22 protein-coding genes are annotated in these 21,655 nt (G+C 70.9%); 6 read left to right on the top strand and 16 right to left on the bottom strand.

Annotated elements, in window-relative coordinates; translation table 11 throughout:
* Positions 1-255 precede the first annotated feature (255 nt).
* Genes ligA through ACQPXS_RS31720 form a run of 4 tightly spaced genes read right to left on the bottom strand, consistent with a single transcriptional unit; the run spans position 256 to position 4,748 of the window.
* Positions 256-2,448 (bottom strand): NAD-dependent DNA ligase LigA, encoded by a 2,193-nt coding sequence (ligA, locus tag ACQPXS_RS31735; protein WP_351810300.1) that lies wholly within the window; start codon positions 2,446-2,448, stop codon positions 256-258.
* Positions 2,449-2,463: 15 nt separating this feature from the next.
* The gene (locus ACQPXS_RS31730) at positions 2,464-3,471 is read right to left on the bottom strand and encodes a methionine synthase (RefSeq protein ID WP_433452711.1); all 1,008 of its coding nucleotides are present in this window, start codon (positions 3,469-3,471) and stop codon (positions 2,464-2,466) included.
* A gap of 31 nt (positions 3,472-3,502) precedes the next feature.
* Positions 3,503-4,201 (bottom strand): SDR family oxidoreductase, encoded by a 699-nt coding sequence (locus ACQPXS_RS31725; protein ID WP_433452709.1) that lies wholly within the window; start codon positions 4,199-4,201, stop codon positions 3,503-3,505.
* Positions 4,202-4,208: 7 nt separating this feature from the next.
* Positions 4,209-4,748 (bottom strand): TIGR00730 family Rossman fold protein, encoded by a 540-nt coding sequence (locus ACQPXS_RS31720; protein WP_351810308.1) that lies wholly within the window; start codon positions 4,746-4,748, stop codon positions 4,209-4,211.
* Positions 4,749-4,864: 116 nt separating this feature from the next.
* Between ACQPXS_RS31720 and ACQPXS_RS31715 the strand changes: the two genes are divergently transcribed.
* Both ACQPXS_RS31715 and ACQPXS_RS31710 read left to right on the top strand, forming a co-directional pair.
* Positions 4,865-5,188 (top strand): DUF427 domain-containing protein, encoded by a 324-nt coding sequence (locus tag ACQPXS_RS31715; RefSeq protein WP_433452706.1) that lies wholly within the window; start codon positions 4,865-4,867, stop codon positions 5,186-5,188.
* 37 nt (positions 5,189-5,225) lie between these two features.
* The gene (locus ACQPXS_RS31710) at positions 5,226-6,008 is read left to right on the top strand and encodes an alpha/beta fold hydrolase (RefSeq protein WP_433452704.1); all 783 of its coding nucleotides are present in this window, start codon (positions 5,226-5,228) and stop codon (positions 6,006-6,008) included.
* A gap of 19 nt (positions 6,009-6,027) precedes the next feature.
* On the opposite strand, the gene mnmA is transcribed toward ACQPXS_RS31710, so the two are convergent.
* Positions 6,028-7,152: a tRNA 2-thiouridine(34) synthase MnmA gene (gene mnmA / locus ACQPXS_RS31705; protein ID WP_433452702.1), complete on the bottom strand. Its 1,125-nt coding sequence runs from the start codon at positions 7,150-7,152 to the stop codon at positions 6,028-6,030.
* Positions 7,153-7,292: 140 nt separating this feature from the next.
* Between mnmA and ACQPXS_RS31700 the strand changes: the two genes are divergently transcribed.
* Positions 7,293-7,946, top strand: coding sequence for an N-acetylmuramoyl-L-alanine amidase (locus ACQPXS_RS31700; RefSeq protein WP_433452701.1), 654 nt, complete (start codon positions 7,293-7,295; stop codon positions 7,944-7,946).
* Between the two features lie 286 nt (positions 7,947-8,232).
* Here the strand turns inward: ACQPXS_RS31700 and ACQPXS_RS31695 are convergent, their stop codons facing one another.
* The 3 genes from ACQPXS_RS31695 to ACQPXS_RS31685 all read right to left on the bottom strand — a co-directional run bounded on the left by ACQPXS_RS31695 (position 8,233) and on the right by ACQPXS_RS31685 (position 10,412).
* Positions 8,233-9,402 (bottom strand): cysteine desulfurase family protein, encoded by a 1,170-nt coding sequence (locus tag ACQPXS_RS31695; protein WP_390683217.1) that lies wholly within the window; start codon positions 9,400-9,402, stop codon positions 8,233-8,235.
* 531 nt (positions 9,403-9,933) lie between these two features.
* Positions 9,934-10,212: a DUF4190 domain-containing protein gene (locus ACQPXS_RS31690; protein ID WP_351810326.1), complete on the bottom strand. Its 279-nt coding sequence runs from the start codon at positions 10,210-10,212 to the stop codon at positions 9,934-9,936.
* 32 nt (positions 10,213-10,244) lie between these two features.
* Positions 10,245-10,412, bottom strand: coding sequence for a hypothetical protein (locus ACQPXS_RS31685; protein WP_351810329.1), 168 nt, complete (start codon positions 10,410-10,412; stop codon positions 10,245-10,247).
* 145 nt (positions 10,413-10,557) lie between these two features.
* On the opposite strand from ACQPXS_RS31685, the gene ACQPXS_RS31680 reads away from it, so the two are divergent.
* Complete coding sequence (locus tag ACQPXS_RS31680) at positions 10,558-11,184, top strand: TetR family transcriptional regulator (RefSeq protein ID WP_356315322.1); 627 nt, start codon at positions 10,558-10,560, stop codon at positions 11,182-11,184.
* A 74-nt stretch (positions 11,185-11,258) separates the two neighbouring features.
* Here the strand turns inward: ACQPXS_RS31680 and ACQPXS_RS31675 are convergent, their stop codons facing one another.
* Positions 11,259-11,660 carry a hypothetical protein gene (locus ACQPXS_RS31675; RefSeq protein ID WP_433452697.1) on the bottom strand — a complete coding sequence of 134 codons (402 nt, stop codon included), beginning with the start codon at positions 11,658-11,660 and terminating at the stop codon, positions 11,259-11,261.
* A gap of 95 nt (positions 11,661-11,755) precedes the next feature.
* Positions 11,756-12,736 carry a helix-turn-helix transcriptional regulator gene (locus ACQPXS_RS31670; RefSeq protein WP_433452695.1) on the bottom strand — a complete coding sequence of 327 codons (981 nt, stop codon included), beginning with the start codon at positions 12,734-12,736 and terminating at the stop codon, positions 11,756-11,758.
* Between the two features lie 131 nt (positions 12,737-12,867).
* Here ACQPXS_RS31670 and ACQPXS_RS31665 point away from each other — a divergent pair, with 131 nt between their 5' ends.
* A complete protein-coding gene (locus tag ACQPXS_RS31665) occupies positions 12,868-13,467 on the top strand; it encodes a TIGR03086 family metal-binding protein (protein WP_433452694.1) in 600 nt (199 codons plus the stop codon).
* Between the two features lie 192 nt (positions 13,468-13,659).
* On the opposite strand, the gene ACQPXS_RS31660 is transcribed toward ACQPXS_RS31665, so the two are convergent.
* A complete protein-coding gene (locus ACQPXS_RS31660; RefSeq protein WP_433452693.1) occupies positions 13,660-14,523 on the bottom strand; it encodes a thioesterase family protein in 864 nt (287 codons plus the stop codon).
* 161 nt (positions 14,524-14,684) lie between these two features.
* Here ACQPXS_RS31660 and ACQPXS_RS31655 point away from each other — a divergent pair, with 161 nt between their 5' ends.
* Positions 14,685-15,989, top strand: coding sequence for an alpha/beta hydrolase (locus ACQPXS_RS31655; RefSeq protein ID WP_433452691.1), 1,305 nt, complete (start codon positions 14,685-14,687; stop codon positions 15,987-15,989).
* On the opposite strand, the gene ACQPXS_RS31650 is transcribed toward ACQPXS_RS31655, so the two are convergent.
* The 5 genes from ACQPXS_RS31650 to ACQPXS_RS31630 form a co-directional block, all read right to left on the bottom strand.
* Complete coding sequence (locus tag ACQPXS_RS31650; protein WP_356315340.1) at positions 15,898-16,557, bottom strand: trimeric intracellular cation channel family protein; 660 nt, start codon at positions 16,555-16,557, stop codon at positions 15,898-15,900. The two genes, ACQPXS_RS31655 and ACQPXS_RS31650, sit on opposite strands and share 92 nt — an antisense overlap.
* Positions 16,558-16,603: 46 nt before the next feature.
* On the bottom strand, positions 16,604-17,995 hold the full coding sequence (locus ACQPXS_RS31645) for a M1 family metallopeptidase (protein ID WP_433452689.1): 1,392 nt from the start codon (positions 17,993-17,995) through the stop codon (positions 16,604-16,606).
* A gap of 100 nt (positions 17,996-18,095) precedes the next feature.
* Entirely contained in the window at positions 18,096-19,427 is a 1,332-nt protein-coding gene (locus ACQPXS_RS31640; RefSeq protein ID WP_433452688.1) for an ABC transporter ATP-binding protein, read from the bottom strand.
* 14 nt (positions 19,428-19,441) lie between these two features.
* Complete coding sequence (locus tag ACQPXS_RS31635) at positions 19,442-20,536, bottom strand: ABC transporter ATP-binding protein (RefSeq protein ID WP_356315349.1); 1,095 nt, start codon at positions 20,534-20,536, stop codon at positions 19,442-19,444.
* Complete coding sequence (locus tag ACQPXS_RS31630; protein WP_433452685.1) at positions 20,533-21,531, bottom strand: ABC transporter permease; 999 nt, start codon at positions 21,529-21,531, stop codon at positions 20,533-20,535. Before ACQPXS_RS31630 ends, ACQPXS_RS31635 begins: the two co-directional genes overlap by 4 nt.
* Between the last annotated feature and the right edge of the window lie 124 nt (positions 21,532-21,655).

The following is a 21,655-nucleotide window of genomic DNA, read 5'->3' as shown; positions in this document are numbered from 1 at the left end:
CCTCTCACAGCCGGCGGTGCCCACGCCACGCGGCCCGATGTCCGACAGCCATCAGCAGCTCCGCGTTGAAGAAACCTTCCTCGCACGCCGGAAGCGCACGGGGATGCCCCAACCGCAGCTGGGCACGGCAGGTGCACATCTCAACAGTAGGCCGCGGAAGGCTTCCACGGGCACCGGTCGTCGACGGTTGCCCGAATGCGCCCGAGCCACCCGTATGCAACTGATATGCGCCGAACGGGTGGCCTTCAACCGCTACTACTCGGCCGGAAGCGCGACTTCGGCCGCCGCTTCGGGGCCCTGCTCCAAAAGGACGCCGAAACCGTCCTCGTTCAGGACCGGAACCTTCAATTGCATGGCTTTGTCGTACTTTGATCCCGGGTTGTCGCCCACAACGACGAACGAGGTCTTCTTCGAGACCGATCCGGTCACCTTCGCGCCCCGGCTCTGCAGTGCCTCCTTCGCGCCGTCACGCGTGAAGTTCTCCAGCGTGCCGGTGACGACGACCGTGAGCCCCTCCAGCGGGCGCGGGCCCTCGTCCTCGCCGGTCGAGGCGTCCTCCAGCGGGACTCCGGCGGCCTTCCACTTGCGGACGATCTCGCGGTGCCAGTCCTCGGCGAACCACTCCTTGAGCGCGGCGGCGATGATCGGGCCGACGCCGTCGGTGGTCGCGAGCTCTTCCTCGGTGGCCTGTTCGATGCGGTCGATGGAGCGGAACTCGCGGGCGAGGGCCTGTGCGGCGACCGGTCCGACGTGCCGGATGGACAGTCCGTTCAGGAAGCGCGCGAGCGGGCGGGCCTTGGCGGCCTCGATGTTCTCCAGCAGGGCGAGGGTGTTCTTCTTCGGCTCGCCCTTCTGGTTGGCGAAGACCGTGACGACCTTCTCCTCGCCCGTCTTGGGGTCCCGCTTGGGCAGACCGCTGTCGGGGTCGAGGACATAGGCCTTGATGGGCAGCAGCTTCTCCACCGTCAGGTCGAACAGGTCGCCCTCGTCCACCAGCGGCGGGTCGGCCGGCTCCAGCGGGCGGGTGAGCGCGGCGGCGGCCACCGCGCCGAAGTGCTCGATGTCCAGGCACTCGCGGCCGGCGAGGTAGGAGACGCGCTCGCGCAACTGGGCCGGGCAGGTACGGGCGTTGGGGCAGCGGAGGTCGATGTCGCCCTCCTTCATGGGCCTGAGCGGGGTGCCGCACTCGGGGCACTCGCCCGGCATCACGAACTCCCGCTCGCTGCCGTCGCGCAGGTCGACCACCGGGCCGAGGATCTCCGGGATGACGTCACCGGCCTTGCGCAGGACGACCGTGTCCCCGATGAGGACGCCCTTGGCCTTGACGACCTCCTGGTTGTGCAGGGTGGCGAACTCGACCTCGCTGCCGGCGACCGTGACCGGCTCGACCTGGGCGTACGGCGTGACCCGGCCGGTACGGCCGACGCCCACCTTGATGTCGACGAGCTTGGTGTTGACCTCTTCCGGCGCGTACTTGTAGGCGATCGCCCAGCGCGGGGCACGCGCGGTGGAGCCGAGCCGGCCCTGCAGGCGGATCTCGTCCAGCTTGACGACGACACCGTCGATCTCGTGCTCCACGGAGTGGCGGTTCTCGCCGTAGTGGGCGATGAACTCGCGTACGCCGTCGAGGTCGTCGACCACGCGGTTGTGCGGGGAGGTGGGCAGGCCCCAGGTCTTCAGCAGGTCGTAGGCCTGGGACAGGCGGGTCAGGCCGGTGAAGCCCTCCAGGGCGCCGATGCCGTGGACGACCATGTGCAGCGGGCGGGTGGCGGTGACGCGCGGGTCCTTCTGGCGCAGCGAACCGGCGGCGGCGTTACGGGGATTGGCGAACGGCTTGTCACCGGCGGCGACCAGGCGTTCGTTCAGTTCGAGGAACTTCTCCATCGGGAAGTAGACCTCGCCGCGGATCTCCACGAGCTCGGGCACCTCGTCGCCCCCCAGACGGTCCGGGATCTCGGCGATCGTACGGACGTTGGGCGTGATGTCCTCGCCGGTGCGGCCGTCGCCGCGCGTCGCCGCGCGCGTGAGCCGGCCGTGCTCGTAGGTGAGGTTGACCGCGAGGCCGTCCACCTTCAGCTCGCACAGGAAGTGGTACTTCTGGTCGCCGAGTTCGCGCACGATGCGGTCGGCCCAGGCGGCCAGTTCCTCGTCGTTGAAGGTGTTGTCGAGGGACAGCATCCGCTGGCGGTGCTCGACCGCGGTGAACTCCGTCTCGTACGACCCCGCGACCTTCTGGGTCGGCGAGTCCGGGGTGCGCAGCTCCGGATACTGCTCCTCCAGGGCCTGAAGAGTCTTCAGGAGCTCGTCGAACTCCGCGTCGCTGATGACGGGAGCGTCCTTCACGTAGTACCGGAAGCGGTGCTCCTCGATCTGCTCAGCGAGCTGCGCGTGCTTGTCACGTGCCTCGGCGGGCACTGCCGTCTCCGCCTGCTGCTTGTCGCCGGCCACCGTGTTGTCCTCCCGTTACTCTGGGTTGTCCGCGAGGGATCTCGCCGCCCGGACGCAGTGGGCGAGCGCCTGCCGTGCGTAGGCGGGGGAAGCGCCCGCCAGACCGCACGCCGGGGTGACCGTGACCGCCTGGGCGAGCAGCCCCGGATGCAGTCCCAGCCTGCGCCACAGCGTCCTGACACCCATGACGCTACCGGCAGGGTCTGACAATGGGCCGTCCGTGCCCGGCACGACACCGGCGAACAGCCGGGTGCCGCCCTCGACGGCTTCGCCGATCGCGTCGTCGTCACGTTCGGTGAGCAGCGAGAAGTCGAAGGAGACGCCTGCGACGCCGGCCCGCCGCAGGAGGGCGAACGGCACGTCGGGGGCGCAGGAGTGCACGATCACGGGCCCGCCGTCGTGGGCCCCGATCACGTCGCGCAGGGTGGCCTCCACGATCTGCCGGTCCACGGCCCGGTGCGTGCGGTAGCCGCTCGCGGTGCGGACCTGTCCGCGCAGGACGGCGGTCAGGGAGGGCTCGTCGAGCTGGAGCACGAGCCGGGCGCCGGGGATGCGGCGGCCGACCTCGGCCAGGTGCAGCCGCAGCCCCTCGACGAGGGAGCCGGCGAGATCACGGCAGGCACCGGGGTCGGAGAGCGCGGCCTCGCCGTTCTTCAGCTCCAGGGCGGCGGCCAGGGTCCAGGGCCCGACCGCCTGCACCTTCAGGTCGCCCTCGTACCCCTGGGTGAACTCCTCCAGGGCGTCCAGGTCCTCCCCCAGCCAGGACCGCGCCCGTTTGGTGTCCCGGCCCGGCCGGTCCCCGATGCGCCAGCCGCTGGGCTCCACGCGCGCGTACAGCTCGACGAGCATCCCGGCGGTGCGGCCGATCATGTCGGCACCGGGTCCGCGCGCGGGCAGCTCCGCCAGATACGGAAAGTCCTCGAAGCTGCCGGTGACGGTCTTGGCGGCCTCCCTGGCGTCGCCGCCGGGCATGGATCCGATTCCGGTGGCGCCGGGGAACTTCAACTGGCTGTTTTCGCTCACCCCGGAAGCCTACGGAACCCTTCGGCCGGGGTCAGCGCCCCGGGCGCACCGTCAGGTCGTTGACTTCCGCGTCCCCGGGCAGGTCCAGGGCCATCAGGATCGTCGTGGCGACCGACTCGGGGTCGATCCACTTCGAGGCGTCGTAGTCCTTGCCCTCCTGCCGGTGGACCTTGGCCTGCATCGGGCTGGCCGTGCGGCCGGGGTAGACCGAGGTGACCCGGACGCCGTTGGCGTGCTCCTCGTGGCGCAGGGAGTCGGCGAGGGCCTTCAGGCCGTGCTTGGAGGCGGCGTACGCGGACCAGCCGGCGTGGGCGCTCAGGCCGGCGCCGGAGTTGACGAAGATCACATGGCCGCGGGCCGCACGCAGCTGGGGCAGGAAGTGCCGGGTCAGCTCCGCGGGGGCGACCAGGTTGACGTTGAGCTGGTGGTGCCAGGACCTGGGGGTCAGGTCGCCGACCTCGCCCAGGTCGACGACCCCGGCGATGTGCAGCAGCGAGTCCACACGGTCCGGGAGGGTCTGGTGGGAGAACGCCCAGGACAGCTTGTCCGGGTCCGCGAGGTCTCCCACCAGGGTGCGGGCGCCGGGGAAGTCCGCCGTGAGTTCCTTCGCGCGGCCCGCGTCACGCGCGTGCAGGAAGAGTTCGTCCCCGCGCGCGTGCAGCCTGCGGGCGACGGCCGCGCCGATGCCGGACCCGGCCCCGGTGATCACATGAGTAGCCATGCCCGCCATGCTCGCATCAGCGGATGCCGAACGACTCCTCCAGGTAGGCCAGCGCGCCGACCGGCTCCTCGGCGAAGAACACCAGCTCGGACAGCGGCCGCGGCAGGAAGCCCTCGTCCTCCATGCGGCGGAACTGCTGCTTGAGGCCGTCGTAGAAGCCCGCGGTGTTCAGCAGGACGACGGGCTTGTCGGTGCGGCCGTGCTTCTTCAGCTCCAGGATCTCGGTGGCCTCGTCCAGCGTGCCGGTCCCGCCCACCATGATCACCACGGCGTCGGCCTTCTCCAGCAGCAGCTTCTTGCGTTCGGCGAGGTCGGCGGCGATGACCATCTCGTCGGCGCCGGGCCGCGCCTTGGCGGCGAGGAACTCCACGGACACGCCCAGCAGCCTGCCGCCCGCCTGGTGCACCCCGTCCGCGACGACCTTCATCAGACCGACGTTGGAACCGCCCCACACCAGGGTGTGGCCGGCCTTGCCGATCAGTTCCGCGAACTCGCGCGCGGGGCGCGTGTAGCGCTCGTCGAGGTCGGCGGCGGACAGGAAGACGCAGATGTTCATGGCCCCTACCGTACGGCTCTGCCGCACCGTCCGTGCCGGGCGGGCGTGCCGGGCAAGCCCTGCCGGTCGGGCGCACCGGGCGGGAAGAATCACGGGCCCGCCGGTGCTGTCCCTGTATGGCAGAAGGACACACGATCACCATCGACAAGAGCGAGCAGCACGTGCGCGTGGTGCACGGAGACCAGGTGCTCGCGGAAACCGACCGACCGCTGGTCCTGCGCGAGACGGGCTCCCCGGTGCGGTACTACATCCCCGCCGAGGACGTACGCCTCGATCTGCTGACCCCCTCCGAGACGCACACCGTGTGCCCCTTCAAGGGCACGGCGTCCTACTGGTCCCTGCCGGACGCGCCGGACCTGGTGTGGGCGTACCCGGAGCCGAAGCCGGGGGTGGCGGAGATCAAGGATCACTTCTGCTTCTACGACGTCGACGTGTCGTGAGCGATGAGCCCGTGCCGGTACGGCAGTCTGCACCGACATGGACAAGAAGACGACTTCGCGGGACGGAACGGCCCTCGCGTACCAAGTGACCGGTCAGGGGCCGACGGTGATCCTGGTGAGCGGCGCGATGTCCACCGGTGGCACCGTGGCGCCCCTGGCGCAGCGGCTCGCGGGCCGCTGCACGGCCGTCGTCTACGACCGCCGGGGCCGCGGCGAGAGCGGTGACACGAAGCCGTACGCGGTCGAGCGCGAGGTCGAGGACCTGGCCGCGCTGATCGACGCCGTGGGAGGCGACGCGGCGCTGTTCGGGGTCTCCTCGGGCGGCGCGCTGGTACTGCGGGCGGTGGCGAGCGGGCTGCCGGCCGGCCGGGCCGCCGTGTACGAGGTGCCCTACGCCGACTTCCTTCAGGGAGGCGCCGAGCGGGAGGCCACGTACAAGGAGCAGCTGAACAAGGCGCTCTCGGAGGACCGGCGCGGGGACGCGGTGGAGCTGTTCCTGCGGCTTACGGGTCTGGCCGAGGAGATGATCCAGCGCGCCCGCCAGTCGCCGATGTGGGCCGGCATGGAGGCGGTCGCGCCGAGTCTCGCCTACGACGACACGGTCATGGGCGACGGCCTGCTCCCCCGGGACCGGCTCGCCGCGATCTCCGTGCCGGTGCTGGCGGTCGCGGGCGGCGCGAGCCCGGAGTGGATGCGTGAGGCGTCCCGGGAGGTCTCCAGGGCGGTGCCCGACGGTGTCTACCGCGAGCTGGCGGGTCAGACGCACATGGTGGAGCCGGACGTCCTGGGGCCGGTGCTGGCGGAGTTCTTCGCGGGCTAGGCGGCCGTCGCCGTGCCGACTACACCGTCGCGGCCGCCGCGCGCGTGGTCGACGCGATCGTCGCCGAGCCGACGACGCGCGTGCCGTCGTACAGGACGATCGCCTGTCCGGGGGCGACGCCGCGGACCGCTTCGGTGAAGGTGACGCGCAGCTCGCCGTCGACCGGCTCCGCGGTGACCTCGGTCTCGCCGCCGTGGGCGCGCAGCTGGGCCGTGTAGGTCGCCGGGCCGGTGGGGGCGGTGCCGCACCAGCGGGGCTTGATCGCGGTGAGGGCGGTGACGTCCAGGGCGGCGGCGGGGCCGACGGTGACGGTGTTGCTGACCGGCGAGATGTCGAGGACGTAGCGGGGCTTGCCGTCGGGGGCCGGGGTGCCGATCCTGAGGCCCTTGCGCTGGCCGATGGTGAAGCCGTACGCGCCCTCGTGCGTGCCCAGCTTGGCGCCGGACTCGTCGACGATGTCGCCCTCCGCCTTGCCGAGGCGCTGGGCGAGGAAGCCCTGGGTGTCGCCGTCGGCGATGAAGCAGATGTCGTGCGAGTCGGGCTTCTTGGCGACCGCGAGACCGCGGCGCTCGGCCTCGGCGCGGATCTCCTCCTTGGTGGTGACCGTGTCGCCGAGCGGGAACATCGCGTGGGCGAGCTGCTTCTCGTCCAGCACACCGAGGACGTACGACTGGTCCTTCGCCATGTCGGAGGCGCGGTGCAGCTCGCGGGAGCCGTCCTCACGGACGATCACCTTGGCGTAGTGACCGGTGCAGACCGCGTCGAAGCCGAGGGCCAGCGCCTTGTCGAGCAGCGCGGCGAACTTGATCTTCTCGTTGCAGCGCAGGCACGGGTTCGGGGTGCGGCCGGCCTCGTACTCGGCGATGAAGTCCTCGACCACGTCCTCGCGGAAGCGGTCGGCGAGGTCCCAGACGTAGAAGGGGATGCCGATGACGTCGGCCGCGCGGCGGGCGTCACGCGAGTCCTCGATGGTGCAACAGCCCCGCGCGCCGGTCCGGAACGACTGCGGGTTCGCGGAGAGCGCGAGGTGGACGCCGGTGACGTCGTGGCCGGCTTCCGCGGCGCGCGCGGCGGCGACGGCGGAGTCGACTCCACCGGACATGGCGGCGAGGACGCGGAGGGGGCGCTGCGGGGTCTCAGTCATAACTCTTCCAGGGTACGGGGCCGTGGGAACCGGGACCGCCGGATATCCGTTGACGATCACGAGGGGCGGAACAGGGTGGAACAGGAACAGGGCGGCCGGGACGGACGGGCCGGGCAGGACGGACCGTGGAGGGGGCGGGCGTGAGTGCTGCGGATCGGCGGCTCGAGGGCGACACCGACCGGCGGCTGGGGCGGCGGGCCCTGCTCGTCGGCGGTGCGGCGGCCGCCGTCGGCGCGGCCGCGCTGGCCCGCGAGGAGCTGACGCACCTGTGGTGGCGGCTGCCCGGCGTGGAGAGGCCCAGGGTGGCGGGGGCCGTGGACTTCCGGGGCGCGCGCTGGGTGCCGGCCTCCCCGGCCAACTACCGGCGGGCGGACCGGCCGGACGACTACCCGGTCGACCGGGTCGTCATCCATGTCACGCAGGGCGGCTACGCGAGCGCGGTGAAGGTCTTCCAGGACCCTGCGCACGGCGCGGCGGCGCACTACATCGTGCGCAAGGACGGACGGATCACCCAGCTGATACGGGAGCTGGACGTGGCCTTCCACGCGGGCAACCGGGAGTACAACGAGCGCAGTGTCGGCATCGAGCACGAGGGCTTCGTGGAGGACGCGTCCTCCTTCACGGACGCCATGTACGCGTCCTCGGCGCGGCTGACGGCGGCGATATGCGGGCGGTACGGCATACCCGTGGACCGTGAGCACATCGTCGGGCATGCGGAGGTGCCGGGGACGGACCACACCGATCCGGGGCCGCACTGGGACTGGAAGAGATATCTGGAAAAAATCAAGGACTAGGCCCTTTTTTGTCTGGTATGGGCGGTTCTATGCTGAAGGCAAGACCTACGAGACGAGTGAGGGAGCCCAAGCGGAGTAGCCGACTTCAGCGCGAGATATCTGTTCTCTTCAAGGAGAGGTACACCATCTCCGCTGGTGCCGACATCGACGCTCGGGCTGAGAGGCCGGAAGGAACAGTCACTGCGACTGGACCGGAAGGCGACCCCCAGAACCTGATCCGGACAATGCCGGCGAAGGGAACCCGCCTCGTAGGTCGCTTTCGTGTCCCGGTGCCTCGCTCGCGTCCTCAGCTGAGCCCCGCCGCCCGGGCACGCTCCACCGCCGGGCCGATCGCCTTGGCGACCGCTTCGACGTCCGCCTCCGTGGAGGTGTGGCCGAGGGAGAAGCGCAGCGTGCCGCGGGCCAGGTCCGGGTCGGTGCCTGTGGCGAGCAGGACATGGCTGGGCTGGGCGACGCCCGCGGTGCAGGCGGAACCTGTCGAGCACTCGATGCCCTGGGCGTCCAGCAGAAGCAGCAGGGAGTCGCCCTCGCAGCCGGGGAAGGTGAAGTGCGCGTTGGCCGGCAGGCGGCCCTCCGCCGCCGGGTCGCCGCCGAGGATCGCGTCGGGGACGGCACCGCGGACGGCCGCGATCAACTGGTCGCGCAGCGCGCCGATCTCCCTGGCGAACCACTCCCGCCGCTCGGCGGCGAGCCGTCCGGCGACGGCGAAGGAGGCGATGGCGGGCACGTCGAGGGTGCCGGAGCGGACGTGCCGCTCCTGGCCGCCGCCGTGCAGGACGGGTACGGGGGTCTGGTCGCGGCCCAGCAGCAGGGCGCCGATGCCGTACGGGCCGCCGATCTTGTGGCCGGAGACGGTCATCGCGGCGAGGCCTGAGGCGGCGAAGTCGACCGGGACCTGACCGAAGGCCTGGACCGCGTCGGCATGCATCGGGATGCCGAACTCGGCGGCCACCTCTGCGAGTTCACGGACCGGCAGGATCGTGCCGATCTCGTTGTTGGCCCACATCACGGTGACCAGGGCGACGTCGTCGGGGTTGCGGGCGATGGCCTCGCGCAGGGCGTCGGGGTGGACGCGGCCGTAGGAGTCGACGGGGAGGTACTCGATCGTCGCGCCCTCGCGCTCGCCGAGCCAGTGCACGGCGTCGAGGACGGCGTGGTGTTCGACGGGGCTGGCCAGGACGCGGGTGCGGGCCGGGTGGGCGTCGCGGCGGGACCAGTACAGGCCCTTCACCGCGAGGTTGTCGGCCTCGGTGCCGCCCGAGGTGAACACCACCTCGCTGGGGCGGGCGCCGAGCGCTTCGGCGAGGGTTTCGCGGGATTCCTCGACCGTGCGGCGCGCCTGCCGGCCGGATGCGTGGAGTGAGGAGGCGTTGCCCGTGATGCTCAACTGGGCGGTCAGGGCCTCTGCCGCCTCCGGGAGCATCGGGGTTGTCGCGGCGTGGTCGAGGTAAGCCATGGTGCCCTGATTCTACGGCCCCCTCGCAGTCGACTTCGGCGGTGCGCCTTTCGCCGACCGCACCCGGGCCTCGGTGCCCTGCGCTGGCCTCGCCGTGCGCCCTGCCCGCGCTGCACCTGAGCTTGGTGGCGAGGCACCCCGTGCTGTCGGCCGTGCCCACCCGTTCCGCCCCAGCGGAACGACTGCCCACGGCGGGGGGCGGCGGTACCGGTGGTGGCGGCCGCTGTCACACGGCGGTGGCCGCGGTGATGGGCTCCGCGGCGAGAACGGCGGGGGCCGGGGCGGGGCGGCTGCCCCACGGCGATGGCGACGGTGCCACTGGCGGCGGGCCCAGTCCCCCACGGCGGGAAGGCGGTAGCGGGAACGGGGCGGGCTGCCCCACGGCTGCATCAGTGGTGGCGGGGGCGGCTGCTTCCGGCGTGGCGTGGTGGCTGGTCGCTGACTGGCGGTGTGAACCGTGTGGTGTTCGTGGTTCGGCCGGTGGCCCCGTCGTCCTCGGGGCCCTGGCCGGTCAGGGGGTGGTTCGGTGGGTCACAGGCTCCACGACAGGGTGTGGGAGACCTGCATGGCGATCGCCAGGACGGCCAGGTCGGCCACGCCCAGGGTCAGGCCCAGCAGGGCCCGGCCGCGGCGGGTGGTGCCGCGCCAGAGGGCGACGGCGGCCAGGACGATGGCGATCGGGCCGAGGAAGATGTTGAGGACGAGCAGGCCGAGAAGGCCCAGGATGAAGGACGCCACGGCCATGCCGTCGGCGTCGCGCGCGGCCGGGCGGGTGTCGTTGCCGCTCGTGACCGGTGCGGTGAGTTGCATGGTGCTCAGCTCCTGGAAGTCGTGGCGGACGGTCAGTTGGCCGGCGTACGGCGCCGGCGGCCGAGGCGCTCGCGGATCGCGAAGACGCCGAGCCAGACGGCGATGACGGCGGCGATGGCGGCGGTGACGGTCAGCGGTGCGTGGGCCACGGTGCCCAGCACGACACCGAGCAGCATGAGAGCGGCGACGAGGAACAGCATGGGATCAGATCCCCCCTCCGAGATACCTCGTATCGGGCCGGTGTGAAATTTCGGTGAACAGTTGTAGTAACAATTGTTCACTGACTTCTACTGTAGCGCGCTCCCCGGCTTCCCAATTCCAGAGAACAGTTGTTAACTGGATGACATGAGTCACACCCTCGGCATCCGGCAGGCGCAGAAGCAGAAGACCCGGCAGGCGTTCCTCGACGCCGCGCTCGCGCTGCTGGAGGAGCAGAGCCTGAGCAGCCTGGGTCTGCGTGAGGTCACCCGGGCCGTCGGCGTCGCGCCGACCGCGTTCTACCGGCACTTCCGCTCGACCGCCGACCTCGGTGTGGCGCTGGTCGACGAGGCGCTGGGCAGCCTGCACCCGATGGTGCGGACGACGGTGTCCACGGCGGGCGGCAGCGAGGAGCGCATCACGCGCGCGATCGAGCTGATCGCCCGTCATGTGGACGAGTACCCCGCACACGTCCGGTTCATCGCGCGGGAACGGCATGGCGGCGTGCAGCCGGTGCGGGAGGCCATCCGGGCCCAACTGGTCCGGTTCGCCGAGGAGGTGAAGGCCGAGCTGGCCAAGGACACCGAGGCCGCGGGCTGGAGCGACGACGACCTGCTGATGCTGGCGCACCTCTACGTCGACCAGATGCTGATCACGGCCTCGCTGTTCCTGGAGGCCCTGGAGGCGCCGGCGGAGGAACGGGAGCGCGTCACCCAGCTCGCCACCCGGCAGCTGCGGCTCATCTCCATCGGCCGCGGCCACTGGCTGGACTGAGCCGCCCCGGGCAGAGGGCAGGGACGGCACGCCCGGCGCGCACCGCCCCTTTCGCCGTACACCCCCGCCCTGACTCAGCCCTGCTGGACCTGCCCGCCGGACTGCCCCGCGGCCGGTCCTCCGGCCTGTCCCCCGGCAGGCCCACCACAGCCCCCACCCTGGCCGCCGCCGGGACCGCCCTGGCCGCCCGGGCCACCGGGCGCGCCGCTCGGCATGCCCGAGGGCACACCGCTGGGCGTGCCGGTCGGCCGCACGGTGGGCGCGCCCGACGGCGCACCCGACGGCGCACCGGACGGCATCCCGCTCGGTCGGCGGCCGGCGCCGCCCGTGAGCATGCCGGACGGCACCTGACAGGCGTGCTGCCGACCGGAGTTGCCACCGGAGGAGGTGGACGAGTCGCCCGAGCCGCAGGCGGTCAGCAGCAGCGGGGACAGCGCCAGCAGGGCGACGGCCGGGACGAGACGGGCACGCTTCATGAGGGTCAGCTCCGATGAGGATGCGGAAGTCCTGAGGAGCCGCACTCAACCAACGCCGCCTTGGCGGTACTTGGGCCCGTCCTGTCCGCCGGCTGTCAATCCCGGGTCGAGGGGCCCTCCTGGTACAAGGCCGTGACGGAACGGGCCGCCGCCAGCAGCTCCGCGCGGGCCTCGGGCGGGTCCAGCAGCTCCACCTGGTCCGAGAAGGCAAGGAGTTGGCGGACCGCGCGCGGCACCGGGAAGGTCAGCCGGGCGGTGACCCAGTCGCTCTCGCCGTCGTCGTCGGGGAGTTCGGTGAGCTGCGCCGCCATCACGCGCTGGAACATGTCGAGGCGCGCCCGCCGCACCCGGACCGTGACGTCGATCCCGTCCTCGGGCCGGTCCTCCACCTGGCGGCGCAACACCTCCCAGACGTCCGCGAGTTCGACGCCCGGCCGGCGCCGCACCGGCTCGTCGAGCGGCCGGGCCGAACGGATCCGGTCGGCCCGGAACAGCCGGGGCGCTCCCCGCCGGTCGGCGACCAGGTACCAGACCCCGGCCTTGGCGACCAGGCCGTACGGGTCCACGGTGTACGTCCGCGGCTCCCGATCCCCGCTGTGCCGGTAGCGCAGCCTCAGGCGCCGGTCGGCGAAGACCGCGTCCTGCAGGACCTCCAGGTCGACGGCCTGCTGGGGGCCGCTCTTCCAGCGGGTGGCGTCGACCAGGATGCGGCGGCTGGTCACCTCGGCGGCGGGCCGGTGCGGCGCGGGCAGCGCGGCCATCACCTTGCGCAGGGCGGAGCCGAGGGCCGCGTCGAGGCCGAGCGCGGCGTGGGCGCCCTGGGCGGCCAGGATGAACAGGGCGCGGGACTCGTCGGCGGTCAGCCCGGTGACGTCGGTGCGGAAGCCGGCGAGCAGTTCGATGCCGCCGTGCCGGCCGCGCTCGGCGTACACCGGGACGCCGGAGGCGGACAGTGCCTCGATGTCCCGGTAGATGGTGCGGACCGACACCTCCAGCCGGTCGGCGAGTTCGTGCGCGGGGACGCGGCCCCGGGTCTGCAGGAGCAGCAGGATCGACAGCAGCCGGTCGGACTTCACGCGCCCAGGATCGCGCCCTCGGCGAGCCGCTCGCAAATGTTGACGGGGGATGTCAGGTTATCCCGCGATCCTGTCCCCACCGGCTCGCGAGGACGCCCTCCCGAGTCGCGTCATACACAGAGAGGCACGCCATGACCACCACCGCTTTCACCGACCCGCGCCCCGTCTACGCCCGTGCCACCGAGCAGGCGGCGGCCCTCATCAAGACCGTGCGTCCTGAAGACCTCACCGGTGCGACCCCCTGTTCCGAGTTCGACGTACGGGCCCTGCTGGGCCACATCGTCGGCGGCACCCGGCGGATCGCGGTGGTCGGGGAAGGCGGCGACGGAATGGCGGTGAAGCCGACCGCTCCCGGGGTCCCGGACGACGGCTGGGCGGCGGCCTACGACGAGGTACGCGTCCGCGTCCTGAGGGCCTGGGCGGGCGACGAGCGGATGACGTCCCCGGTGCGGGTGCCGTGGGGCGAGGTGCCGGGCCACGGGGCGCTCTCCGGCTATGTCATGGAGCTCGTGACCCACACCTGGGACCTCGCCGAGGCCCTCGGCCAGCCGCTCGAACTCGACCCGGAGCTCGCCGAGTTCGCCCTCGCCACCGCCCGCAAGGTCCTGCCGGACTCCCGGCCGCGGGACGCCGACACGCCCTTCGCCGCCCGCCGCGAGGCCCCCACGGGCGCCGACGCCTACCGGGAACTGGCGGCCTGGCTGGGACGCACCCCGCTCAGCCGAGTCTGAGTAAGGCCCCGCGCCGCCGGCGTCGCGGGCGCAGGGGCGTATCGCTGTGTGGCCCCGCCGCGCGGGCGCGCCCAGCCACAACGCGCCCGGCACCCGGAAGGCGGCCGGCGGCCGCACGCGCCTTCGCGCCGGCGCCTGCGGCCGCCCGGCGCCGACCCGGGCCCGATCCGGCCGAACCACCGGTGACGTGCGTCAGCCGAGCCGCACCCTGGCCAGCTGGCGGGACTGGGCGACCAGGTGGTCGTCGCTGTCCCAGACCTCGGCGTCCTCCTCCAGGAAGCCGCCGGCCAGGTTGCGGGTGGTGATGGACACCCGCAGCGGGCCGGGGGCCGGGCGGCGGCGGACGTGGACGGTGAGTTCCACGGTGGGGACCCAGCCCTTGAGGCCGAGTTCGAAGGCCGTGGGCGGCAGGGCGTCCACCGCCAGCAGCAGGGACAGGGGGTCGGGGTCGCGGCCGTCGGCCAGGCCGAACCAGGCGCGCATCTCACCCTTGCCGGAGGGGGCGCCGAGGGCCCAGCCGAGGGTGGCCGGGTCCAGCTTGAGCATCAGGCGGCCGGCGATGGCCGAGCTGCCGTCGACCGGGGCGGGGCCGTCCTCGGGTCCGAAGCACTGGTCCACGGGAGGGATCGGCGGCGGTGTCGCCGTCGTACGGACGTCGTCGGGGAGGGCGGTGAGGTCGCCGTAGGAGGCGAGGACGCGGATGCGTTCGACCTCGTTGCCCTCGTCGTCGTACTGGTACAGGGACGCCTGGCCGGTGGACAGGGTGCGGCCGGTGCGGACCGTCTCGGTGCGGACGACCGCCGGGCCGGGCTGGGAGGCGGTCAGGTAGTGCGCAGAGATGGTGAAGGGGTCCGGGTGCGGGAGCGTGTCCGCGAGGGCCCGGCCCAGCACGGCCAGCAGATACCCGCCGTTGACGGCGTTGATGATGGTCCAGCCGGCGGAGAGGTCGATGTCGTAGACACCGGGTTCGCGCCGGCTGACCGCGGTGTCGCGGTCGAACTCGCTGTCGCCGATCACGGCCCGCGACGGGGAGGGTGCGGAAGCTGCTTCTGGCATGGATGAACGGTACAACAGGAAACTACTAAGCGGTAGCTTTCCTGTTTTCATCGGCCGTTCCGCCGGGACGGCTCCGCCTCCTGGGTGAGGTTCCGGCAATTTCTAAGTAAGTGTCCGGACACGTCCACAACCCCGGGCCGCGGTTTTCCCTCTATGGGGACATGAGCCTCACCGGGACTCCGTTCCTCTACACGACCATCGTGCTGGCCGTGGTCGCACTGATACTGCCGCTCGTCCTGTGGTCGCGGGTGCGCGGGCCCAAGCCCCTGCGTACCTCGGTCCGGCTGCTGATGCTCCTGTTCGCCCAGGGCACCGCCGTCACGCTGATCTTCGTGCTGGTCAACAACCAGAACAACCTGTACGACAACTGGGCCGACCTGCTCGGCACCGGCAACCACGTCCAGCAGGCCCAGGACCTGGGCAGCGACGGAACCGGCGGAATAGCGGTGAAACGGTTGCCCAAGGTCAGGCAGACCTTCACGGCGGCCGACGGTCCGGGCATGCGCGCGGCCGGCGGAGTGCGCGTCACCCAGCTCAGGGGCCGCGTCTCCGGGGTGAACGCCGAGGTCTACGTCTGGCTGCCGCCGCAGTACGACGAGCCGGCCTACCGCAACAAGAAGTTCCCGGTGGTGGAGCTGCTGCCCGGCTATCCCGGTTCGGCGAAGGCGTGGTTCGGGGCGATGAAGGCCCATGAGCAGCTGCTGCCGCTGATGAGGAGCGGGCAGGTGGCGCCCTTCATCCTGGTCGCCCCGCGCACCAACCTGCTGGCCGGCGTGGACACCGGCTGCGCGAACATCCCCGGACAGGTCAACGCCGACACCTGGCTCAGCATCGACGTGCCGAAGATGGTCATGGACAACTTCCGGGCCCAGCCGGCGCCGCAGGGCTGGGCCGTCGCCGGCTACTCGGCGGGGGCGCACTGCGCGGTCAAGCTGGCCGTGGCCCACCCGGACCGCTACCGGGCCGCCGTGAGCCTGTCCGGCTACAACGACCCGATCGGCGAGCGCAACTCCCTCGCCTCGCAGACCCCGGTCCTGCGCAGCGAGAACAACCCCTACCTGCTGCTGAAGAAGGCCGCGGTGCCGCCCCGGATCGCGCTCTACATCTCCGGTGAGTCCGGTGACGGCTATCAGGCGGGCGTGGCCCTGCAGGCCGTCGCCAAGGCGCCCACGACCGTGCACGTGGTGTTCCTGCCGCGCAGCGCGGGCGGCCACAACATGGCGCTGTGGCGGCCCCAGGTCGACACGGTGTTCCGCTGGCTGACCCTGCAGATGGGCCAGAACCACGCCAGGGGTCGGGACCGGTCTCTTACCGGAGCCACCGGTGCTCTTACCGGCGACGCCGCCGGAACCACCGGAACCGGAACCACCGGGACTACTCCTCGGTCACCGTTGACCGGCGGTTCCACGCGCGCGGCGCTCGCCAGTGGAACCGCATCGCGAGCAGGCGCAGCACAAAAGCGGTAACGGCCGCGAGCCCACTGGTGAGGGGGGTCAGGACGTCGTAGCGGATGCACAGCACCACCATCGTGGCGCCGACGATCGCCGGGACCGCGTACAGGTCGCGGTCCCAGCGCAGCAGTGAGGGCACCTCGTTGGCCAGCACGTCCCGCAGGACGCCGCCGCCGACGGCGGTGGCGAGGCCCAGGGTCGCCGACGCGGTCAGGTTGAGGCCGTAGCTGTACGCCTTCGTCGTACCGCTGACACAGAACAGGCCGAGGCCGGCCGCGTCGAAGACCAGCACCGCCGCCTGGATGCGTTCCACGTGCGGGTGCAGGAAGAAGACGACGAGCGCGGCGAGCAGCGGGGTCAGGAAGTACCCGAGGTCGGTGAAGGCGGCCGGGGGTACGGCCCCGATGACCACGTCGCGGAACAGTCCCCCGCCCAGCGCGGTGACTTCGGCGAGCACGGCGATGCCGAAGATGTCGAAGTTCTTCCGGACGGCCAGCAGCGCGCCGGAGATCGCGAACACGAAGATGCCGATGACATCGAGCGTGTGCTGGACGGAGGGACTGAAGAGTTGCTGGAGCTGCACCCCTACATTCTCACCTGTCGAAGGGTGTGAACCTTACAAAGACAGGTCACAGGGCGGGTTTCCCTGTGGTGAACAGCCAGGTGTGGAAGAGGTCGCCCAGCTTCCGTCCGCTGACGCGCTCGGCGAGACGGATGAAGTCGGCGGTGTCCGCGTTGCCGTACCGGTGGAGCCTGGTCCAGGCTGGCAGCAGCCGGAAGAAGGCCCGGTCGCCGATCCGCTCCCGGAGCATCTGCAGCGTCATCGCGCCGCGCTGGTAGACCGCGGAGGCGAACATCGTGTCGCGCTGCGGGTCGGCGACCTCGATCTGCCAGAAGGACGAGTCGGCGGGGCGGGCGTCGTAGGCGGCGCGGAAGGAGTCGTGCGCCGACCTGGTCCCCTGGTGCTCCGCCCAAAGCCACTGGGCGTAGGTGGCGAAGCCCTCGTTGAGCCAGATGTCCTTCCACCGCGCCACGCTCACCGAGTCGCCGAACCACTGATGGGCCAGTTCGTGCACGATCGTCGTCTCGCTGCGCACGGCCGAGTAGGCGGGCTTGCTCTGCACCTCCAGCGAGAACCCGGCCTCGGGCATGTCGTCCACGATCGCGCCGGTCTCCTCGAACGGGTACGGCCCGAAGACCTGCGACCAGTAGTCGGTGGCGGCGGCGGTGACGGCGTACACGTCGACGCTGTTGCCGTCCTTCAGCACCGGGTCGATCGCGACGTAGACCGGGATGCCGCCGGGGGTCCGTCCGGTGCGCACGTCGAACTTCCCGACGGTGGCCGTGGCGAGGTAGCTCGCCATCGGCCTCGACTCGCGCCAATGGGTGTACGTCGAACCGCCCTTGTCGTACGTCGACACCAGCCGGCCGTTGGAGACGCCGGTCAGGCCCTTCGGCGCCTTGATCCGGATGTCGTAGGTGGCCTTGTCGGCGGGGTGGTCGCTGGACGGGAACCAGGTGGAGGCGGCGTTGGGCTCACAGGCGACGAAGACCCCGTCGGAGGTCTTCATCCAGCCGTACTTGGAGCCGAAGACGATGGGACCGCCGAGGGGCTCGGGTATGCCGCCGTAGGTGACGGACACGGTGAACTCGCGGCCCTTGGAGAGGGTGCCGCGCGGGATGACGGTGATCTCGTCGCCGTCGCGCGTGAACCGGGCGCGTCTGCCGTCGACCTCGACCCGGGTGATCTCCAGCTTCTGGAGGTCGAGGTCGAAGGAGGAGAGGTTCTGGGTGGCGATCGCAGTGAGGGTGGTCCGGCCGTCCAGGCGGCCGGTGTCCGGGGCGTAGGCGATGTCCAGGTCGTAATGGCGGGCGTCGAAGCCGCCGTTGCCGAGCTGCGGGAAGTACGGGTCACCGATGCCTGCGGCGCCCGGAGTGGGGGCGGAGGAGGCTGCGACCACAAGGAAGGAGGCCGCCGCGGTGGCGACGGCCCCTAAGCGTGCCGAACGGGAGAGTGCCATGAGTCGTCCCTTTCGAGCGTGTGCCGGTCAGTAGACGGACACGGTCGACTCTGCACTCCCCCGTTCAGGCATGTACATGACTTTGCCCAGTTGTCATGCGTTACTTGTCGGTTGACTCCTGGGAGTCGGCCGCCGCGGGCTCGGCGGCGTCGGCCTCGGGCTCCTCCGCCGGAGCCTCGGCGTCGGCCTCCGCCGTGTCGCCCTCGGCAGTGGCCTCGGTCTCGCTCACCGACGCCTCGGCCTCAGCCGTGGGCTCCTCCGCCGCCGTGTCCTCGGCGTCAGCCTCGGCCGCGACCGCTGCCGCCACCGCCGCCGACGTCTCCGCCGACTCCTCGAGGACCGCGTCCGGGACCAGCTCCGACGCCTCCTTGGCGGCGGAGAGCAGGACCGTGTCCTGCGGGGCCTGGTCCTCGAAGTTCTCGGGGTGGTGACAGGCGACCTGCTGGCCGGGCTTCAGCTCGATGAGCGGCGGCTCGGTCGTCTTGCAGATCTGCGTCGCCTTCCAGCAGCGCGTGTGGAAACGGCAGCCGGAAGGAGGCGCGATCGGGGACGGCACATCGCCCTGGAGCAGGATGCGCTCGCTCTTCGCGTTCTTCCGCTTCGGGTCCGGGATCGGCACCGCCGACATCAGCGCCTTGGTGTACGGGTGCATCGGCGCCTTGTACAGCAAGTCCCGGTCGGCCAGCTCGACGATCTTGCCGAGGTACATGACCGCGATCCGGTCCGAGACGTGCCGGACGACCGAGAGGTCGTGCGCGATGATCACGTACGTCAGGCCGAGCTCCTCCTGGAGGTCGTCCATGAGGTTGACGACCTGGGCCTGGATCGACACGTCCAGGGCGGAGACCGGCTCGTCGGCGACCACCAGCTTCGGCTTCAGGGCCAGCGCACGTGCGATGCCGATGCGCTGGCGCTGACCGCCGGAGAACTCGTGCGGGTAGCGGTTGTAGTGCTCGGGGTTGAGACCGACCACCGACAGCAGCCGCTGGACCTCCTTCTTGATGCCGCCCTCGGGCTCGACGCCCTGCAGCCGGAAGGGAGCGCCGATGATCGTGCCGATGGTGTGGCGCGGGTTCAGCGACGAGTACGGGTCCTGGAAGATCATCTGCACGTCCCGGCGCAGCGGGCGCATGCCCCCCACACCGAGGTGCGTGATGTCCTCACCCTCGAACTCGACCTTGCCGCCGGTCGGTTCGAGCAGCCGGGTGATCAGCCGGCCCATCGTGGACTTGCCGCAGCCGGACTCGCCCACGACGCCCAGCGTCTCGCCGGCCCGGACCTCGAAGTCGATGCCGTCGACCGCGTGCACCGCGCCGACCTGACGCTGAAGCAGCCCCTTCTTGATCGGGAAGTGCTTCTGCAGGCCGGTGACCTTCAGCAGCACCTCGCCGTCGGCGCGGTCGGCGCCTTTGCCCTGCGCAGGAATCGTCACTGCTTTCTCGTCACTCACAGCTTCGGCGCAATCTCTTCGGTCCAGATACGCTCCCGCTGCTCCTTGCTCATGTGGCAGGCGGCCCAGTGCTTGCTGCCGACCTCGGTCAGCTCGGGGCGGACCGTGCGGGTGACGTTGTCCTTCGGGATGTCCGCGTACGGGCAGCGGGGGTTGAAGGCACAGCCGGACGGGATGTTGATCAATGAGGGCGGGGAGCCCTTGACCGGGATCAGGCGGTCCTGCTGCTCACGGTCGAGGCGCGGCATCGAGCCGAGCAGGCCCCAGGTGTAGGGGTGCCGGGGCTCGTAGAACACCTTTTCCGCCGGTCCCCGCTCGACGCAGCGACCGCCGTACATCACCAGGATGTCGTCGGCCAGTTCGGCGACGACGCCCAGGTCGTGGGTGATGACGATGACCGCGGAGCCGAACTCCTTCTGCAGATCGCGGATCAGATCGAGGATCTGTGCCTGGACGGTCACGTCGAGGGCGGTCGTCGGCTCGTCCGCGATGAGCAGTTCGGGGTTGTTGACCAGCGACATCGCGATCATCGCACGCTGACGCATACCGCCGGAGAACTCGTGCGGGTAGTTGTCGACGCGCTTGTCGGGCTGCGGAATGCCCACCCGGTCGAGCATCTCGACCGCTCGCCTGCGAGCGGTCTTCTTGTCGACGTTGTGGTGGATCCGGTACGCCTCCACGATCTGCTGGCCGATCGTGTAGTACGGGTGCAGGGCGGACAGCGGATCCTGGAAGATCATCGCCATCTCGCGGCCGCGCAGCTTGCGCACATGGTCGGGATCCGCGGACAGCAGCTCGGTGCCGTCCAGCCAGATCTCACCCGAGATCTGCGCCTTGCGCTTGCCGTACTGGCCGGCGGTGTGCAGGCCCATGATGCCGAGCGAGGTCACCGACTTGCCGGAGCCGGACTCGCCGACGATGCCGAGGGTCTTGCCCTTCTCCAGCTGGAAACTGAGCCCGTCCACGGACTTGACCAGGCCGTCGTCGGTCGGGAAGTGCACCTTCAGGTCGCGCACTTCGAGGAAGGCGGACGGCGTGTGTGTGGCAGTCGGCTCGCCCACGGCGGCTCCGGTCTTGCTGAGTTCGGTCATGACAGCCTCACTCGGGGGTCGATCACGGCGTACAGGATGTCCACCACGAGGTTGGCGAGCAGAACCGCGAGAGAAGTGATCAGGGTGACGCCCAGGATGATGGGCAGGTCCTGGTTCTTGATGGCGCCGAGTACCGCCTGGCCCAGACCGGGCAGGTTGAACGTCGACTCCGTCAGGATGGCGCCGCCGATGAGGGCGCCGAGGTCCATGCCGAGCATGGTGAGGATGGGCGTCATCGTGGAGCGCATGGCGTGCTTGCCGATGACGGTCTGCTCCTTGAGGCCCTTCGCGCGCGCCGTGCGGATGTAGTCCTCGCCGAGGATCTCCATCATGGTGGCGCGGGTGATCCGGGCGTACATCGCCGCGTACAGGAACGCGAGGGTGATCCAGGGCAGGATCATGGCACCGAACCAGCCGCTGAAGCTCTTGTCCAGGGGGACGTACTGCGCGTCGATCCAGTGCAGGCCGAAGACGAAGACCGCCGAGGCGAGCATGCCGGTGAAGTAGATGGGAAGGGAGACACCCGACAGCGCCACGAGCATCGCGCCGCGGTCCCAGAGGCTGCCCCGCTTGAGCGCGGAGAGCACGCCCGCCGCCACACCGAAGACCAGCCACAGCACGGCCGCACCGAGCGCGAGTCCCAGGGTCACCGGGAAGCGGTCGGTCAGCAGCGGCCAGATGGCCTGCTCACTGCGGAAGGAGTAGCCGAAGCACGGCGCGGCACATCGGGTGACGTCACCGCCGGCCGCGTAGGTGCGGCCCACGAAGATGCCCTTGAAGAAATGCCAGACCTGGGTGTAGATCGGGTCGCCGAGTCCCAGCTTCACCCGCACCGCTTCGACGGCGGCCGGGTCGGCCTGCTTGCCCACGAAGCTCGAGGCGATGTCCACCCCCGCCCACTTGGGGATGAGGAAGAAGATGCCGAAGACCACCATGACGATGACCACGAGCATCACTGCGGCGGCGAACAACCGCCTGATGAGGTAAGCGAGCACAGCTCTCGGCCCGCCGCGGATCGCGGGCCACCTACGGTCTCCCCCACTGCCTTATGGGCGTGGGAGGTGCCCCCAGGTGGCCCGCGATCACGCGTCGCCGGCCTTCACCTGCCTTTCGTGCTGT

Source organism: Streptomyces sp. CA-142005 (assembly GCF_050942335.1).
Classification (GTDB): Bacteria; Actinomycetota; Actinomycetes; order Streptomycetales; family Streptomycetaceae; genus Streptomyces.
The sequence above is the reverse complement of the archived record's forward strand: the minus strand, read 5'-3'. Positions and strand labels throughout refer to the sequence as shown.

Bases quoted from the DNA above. Each gene is read 5' to 3' on its own strand.
- ACQPXS_RS31725 (WP_433452709.1), bottom strand. From the start codon at position 4,201: ATGGCGGGCATGGCTACTCATGTGATCACCGGGGCCGGGTCCGGCATC.
- ACQPXS_RS31720 (WP_351810308.1), bottom strand. From the start codon at position 4,748: ATGAACATCTGCGTCTTCCTGTCCGCCGCCGACCTCGACGAGCGCTAC.
- ACQPXS_RS31715 (WP_433452706.1), top strand. From the start codon at position 4,865: ATGGCAGAAGGACACACGATCACCATCGACAAGAGCGAGCAGCACGTG.
- ACQPXS_RS31710 (WP_433452704.1), top strand. From the start codon at position 5,226: ATGGACAAGAAGACGACTTCGCGGGACGGAACGGCCCTCGCGTACCAA.
- mnmA (WP_433452702.1), bottom strand. From the start codon at position 7,152: ATGACTGAGACCCCGCAGCGCCCCCTCCGCGTCCTCGCCGCCATGTCC.
- ACQPXS_RS31695 (WP_390683217.1), bottom strand. From the start codon at position 9,402: ATGGCTTACCTCGACCACGCCGCGACAACCCCGATGCTCCCGGAGGCG.
- ACQPXS_RS31690 (WP_351810326.1), bottom strand. From the start codon at position 10,212: ATGCAACTCACCGCACCGGTCACGAGCGGCAACGACACCCGCCCGGCC.
- ACQPXS_RS31685 (WP_351810329.1), bottom strand. From the start codon at position 10,412: ATGCTGTTCCTCGTCGCCGCTCTCATGCTGCTCGGTGTCGTGCTGGGC.
- ACQPXS_RS31680 (WP_356315322.1), top strand. From the start codon at position 10,558: ATGAGTCACACCCTCGGCATCCGGCAGGCGCAGAAGCAGAAGACCCGG.
- ACQPXS_RS31675 (WP_433452697.1), bottom strand. From the start codon at position 11,660: ATGAAGCGTGCCCGTCTCGTCCCGGCCGTCGCCCTGCTGGCGCTGTCC.
- ACQPXS_RS31665 (WP_433452694.1), top strand. From the start codon at position 12,868: ATGACCACCACCGCTTTCACCGACCCGCGCCCCGTCTACGCCCGTGCC.
- ACQPXS_RS31660 (WP_433452693.1), bottom strand. From the start codon at position 14,523: ATGCCAGAAGCAGCTTCCGCACCCTCCCCGTCGCGGGCCGTGATCGGC.
- ACQPXS_RS31655 (WP_433452691.1), top strand. From the start codon at position 14,685: ATGAGCCTCACCGGGACTCCGTTCCTCTACACGACCATCGTGCTGGCC.
- ACQPXS_RS31645 (WP_433452689.1), bottom strand. From the start codon at position 17,995: ATGGCACTCTCCCGTTCGGCACGCTTAGGGGCCGTCGCCACCGCGGCG.
- ACQPXS_RS31635 (WP_356315349.1), bottom strand. From the start codon at position 20,536: ATGACCGAACTCAGCAAGACCGGAGCCGCCGTGGGCGAGCCGACTGCC.